The following is a 3,257-nucleotide window of genomic DNA, read 5'->3' as shown; positions in this document are numbered from 1 at the left end:
GGCCGGCCCAGTTCGGATTGAGGTCTGCAATTCGACCTCATGAAGTCGGAATCGCTAGTAATCGCAGGTCAGCTATACTGCGGTGAATACGTTCTCGAGTCTTGTACTCACCGCCCGTCAACTCAAGGGAGCCGGGAGTAGGTGAAGCCCGCCATTCGGCGGATCAGCCTAAGCTCGGTGACAGGGAGTAAGTCGTAACAAGGCACGGCTAGCGGAAGCTGGTCGTGGAGTTTAATTTTTAATTTTGTATTTTTACAAAGTTAATGTGTCGATCTCCGATGTTCATCGGAGGGGTGTTGGTCTTTGACCCCAAAGAAAGACTAAATTCTACGCAAGTAGTTTGTAGAGGACGGGCCGCCCAGTGAAGCTGGGCGAGCCTCGCCTACGCAAGCTAAACTTGCGTAGGCGGGACAAAAGAAAAAGTGCTTAATCAAAAAAGACCTATTGCAAAAATAGGTCTTTTTTGATATGTTTTTTATAGAACAGGAGGGTTTTATGGAACAATGGCAGAAAAAAGTCCTTAAAAAATTACGTAATGCTAAAGAAACCAAAGCTCCGATTACTTTCACGCTTTACGAGATCATTAAACTTACTCAACTTATTGAAACGCCACTATTCCGCTGGCATGATCATGAAAACAAGCGAAGCAAAAGATAACGTCTATCCGCAAACTACCGGATGGCGTTTTTTCTTTGGCGGCATTTAATTTTTAGTAAAAAGATCGGCAGAAACCAAATAAGCAATAGACAAAACAGAATTGGTATAAGTTAAAGCGGGTGGTATTGATTCAAAATTATCTGAAATCAATTTTACGCCCCTATAAAAAAGTTTGGTTTCATTATCACGCTTAACTTTTTCCTCAATGATTTTAATAATATCACGGCATTTATTACCTTCGTTATTAAGCTTATACCATATCGCCAGCAAACTATTGTCTAATATAAAATATAATTTTTCATTCGGTGCAAAAGTAAGTAAACCAATCCGATGGTCCCAACATAAATCAAGGATATCATTTACTAAATTCATGCTTTTTTCTTGGTTGCTCGCAACATTCTCTGCAATGGCCATAAATAGGTTATTAAAAGCATAAAAACTGGAAAGATTGAGTGCGTGTTGATACACAGAATGATTATTAAAAGAAAAAAATTGAAATTTATCTTTTATGATTTCTAAAAAATCTCGCGCCTTTTTAGATTCACCTAATAATAACAGCAACAAAAAAATTAAAACTTGGTTTGATAAATAGATGGTTTTTTCTCCGGGTAATACTTTCTTTTCTTCGTGTTGACCAATACCCAATTTATTAAAAAATAATCCAGTTTTATTATCCTTTCCCACATACTTTTCTATGGCAATTAAAATATTTTTAGCCCGTTCCGTGTTTCCTAAAAGAGCATAATTTATGGCAAGAGAAATATTTTCAAAAGTATCTAAATGGCTAGCATCAGGATCGTCTAGTAAACGGGCGGCCTTAACAAGACCAGTTTTTTCGTCAAAACCTATTATTGATTCAATCTGGGCAATAAGTTCTCTTGCTTTTCCAATTTCATGCGTAGAAGTAAATGCCATATTAAAAAATTTTCTTTTCCTAAAAATAAAATATGGTTCGAGCCGATGTTTTTAGTATAGCATATTTTATGCGCGTGGATGGAATCGAACCATCGGCCCCCGCCTGCAACGCTATGCGTAGCATTGCGGGCAGGTCTTCTTACCCGCCTGCCAAAGCCGACCCAAAATTTTTGAAACATTGGGTGTGCCAGGGATCGAACCTGGGACCTCTGTCTTATCAGGACAGCGTTCTACCACTGAACTACACACCCGTATTTGTGTTTATTAATCTTTCAATCGCAAGTCGTTTTTTCCAAGATTTAATTTGTAATTCTCTATTCCGCGCATCGCTTAAGCTTGGAAACTTTTCAGAATATATAACTTCCCAGGGCATATATCGTTTTGTTGATTTGACTAAACTATTATTATGCATCTTAAGCCTAATACAAATGTTTTTAGTGCTACCTACGTAATACGCGCCATTTATTTTCGACTTTAGTATGTATATATAAAACATATATTCGTTCTGCTCCCGAAAAACGGCGCGTTTTTCGGGGATCCGCGATTTTGCAACCAAAATCATATTTTGGGCAAAATCGGGACACTGAACTACACGCGCCTAGCGATATTTAAGCATCTTTTGTAATTTTATCCAAAACCTGTTTTATTGTTTCTGTTTCCTCCGATGTTTGCGACCATGATTTGATTTTTTCGTAATGTTGTAAAAAAAGGTTATTGGCATACTGCTTGCCAAAAACGTTTTTAGCTAGACGAGCCAAAGCTTCCAAAAGTTTAAGGTAATAATTTATGGCAGCTGGATCGGATGACTCAAATTTTATTTCTAAATTTCCACCGGCGTTGATGCTAAACTGGTCCTCCAGGCGATTTTTAAGAAAAATATCCTCAATTGGTTTAGGGCCGATCAATACGAATATTGAGCGCACAATTAAGAAAACAAATTGGAAGAGGTCCGCTGTAGAAGCCATAGCCTAAATTATAAATTTACGGTTTTAGAGAATTTTTTGGCCGATACTACAAAAAGTATCATGCCAATTGTCATAAGGGCGTGATGTATATCAACCGCTGGGGGCATAAGTAATTTCAAGCGCGTAAATATTATGGTCCACAAAAAAGCGAGCATCATAAACATAACTCCCCAAATAAATAAACCGAGCCCTTTGCCAATAGCTCCTCCCATCTGCTTTTTTACACTTATGATCGTGGCGATGGAAATTATGCCCACAGCTATGCCAAGAATATCTATAGAAAGCGTTATATAAAATGTATTCATATTGGTTATATTAGCATACTCACCTAGAAGCAGTTGTGAATAACTTATTCGCGCTTAAAGCTAAGTTGTGCTAAATTAGGCTTAATCGTCGAAAAATCATTACTAGATAAGCGTTTTTTTAATACTATGCCAGCTAACGATAAACCAGAGCCAGTTATAGCATATTGCGTAAAATGCCGTGAAAAAAGAACAATGATTGATCCCAAAGAGGTGACTATGAAGGGTAAGGGTGGGGTTACCCGCCGGGCGATGACCGGCACTTGCGAGAAATGCGGCACAAAGATGTTTAAAATTTTGGGCAATAAAAAATCTTAGATCCGGATCCCAAAACAATCCGCCTTTTCGGCGGATTGTTTTTGTGTTTGATGTTTGTTTGAAAAAGTCAGAACCCATTTTGAGCAGAACCCCAACGAAT

Annotated in this window: 6 protein-coding genes, 1 tRNA gene and 1 rRNA gene; 3 read left to right on the top strand and 5 right to left on the bottom strand. The window is 38.1% G+C overall.

Annotated features, from left to right (window positions below):
- Window positions 1–240: ribosomal RNA gene (locus Q8Q95_04665) — 16S ribosomal RNA — on the top strand; the annotation flags it as partial.
- A 228-nt stretch (window positions 241–468) separates the two neighbouring features.
- Window positions 469–657: a hypothetical protein gene (locus Q8Q95_04660; GenBank protein MDP3764870.1), complete on the top strand. Its 189-nt coding sequence runs from the start codon at window positions 469–471 to the stop codon at window positions 655–657.
- A gap of 45 nt (window positions 658–702) precedes the next feature.
- Here Q8Q95_04660 and Q8Q95_04655 read toward each other — a convergent pair whose 3' ends face one another.
- From Q8Q95_04655 to Q8Q95_04635, 5 genes are all read right to left on the bottom strand, one after another.
- Window positions 703–1,572: a hypothetical protein gene (locus Q8Q95_04655; GenBank protein ID MDP3764869.1), complete on the bottom strand. Its 870-nt coding sequence runs from the start codon at window positions 1,570–1,572 to the stop codon at window positions 703–705.
- A gap of 179 nt (window positions 1,573–1,751) precedes the next feature.
- Window positions 1,752–1,823 (bottom strand) — tRNA-Ile (locus Q8Q95_04650).
- Complete coding sequence (locus Q8Q95_04645) at window positions 1,814–2,068, bottom strand: GIY-YIG nuclease family protein (GenBank protein MDP3764868.1); 255 nt, start codon at window positions 2,066–2,068, stop codon at window positions 1,814–1,816. The genes Q8Q95_04650 and Q8Q95_04645 overlap by 10 nt, the downstream gene beginning before the upstream one ends.
- A 112-nt stretch (window positions 2,069–2,180) precedes the next feature.
- The gene (locus Q8Q95_04640) at window positions 2,181–2,537 is read right to left on the bottom strand and encodes a hypothetical protein (protein MDP3764867.1); all 357 of its coding nucleotides are present in this window, start codon (window positions 2,535–2,537) and stop codon (window positions 2,181–2,183) included.
- Window positions 2,538–2,545: 8 nt separating this feature from the next.
- Entirely contained in the window at window positions 2,546–2,842 is a 297-nt protein-coding gene (locus tag Q8Q95_04635) for a hypothetical protein (GenBank protein MDP3764866.1), read from the bottom strand.
- Window positions 2,843–2,968: 126 nt separating this feature from the next.
- Here Q8Q95_04635 and Q8Q95_04630 point away from each other — a divergent pair, with 126 nt between their 5' ends.
- Entirely contained in the window at window positions 2,969–3,157 is a 189-nt protein-coding gene (locus Q8Q95_04630; protein MDP3764865.1) for a DUF5679 domain-containing protein, read from the top strand.
- Window positions 3,158–3,257: the final 100 nt, after the last annotated feature.

It is taken from the genome of bacterium (genome assembly GCA_030697795.1).
In the GTDB taxonomy this organism is placed as follows: domain Bacteria; phylum Patescibacteriota; class Minisyncoccia; order JACQLN01; family JACQLN01; genus JACQLN01.
Note: the sequence above shows the minus strand (reverse complement) of the source record. Positions and strands in the feature narration are given on the sequence as shown.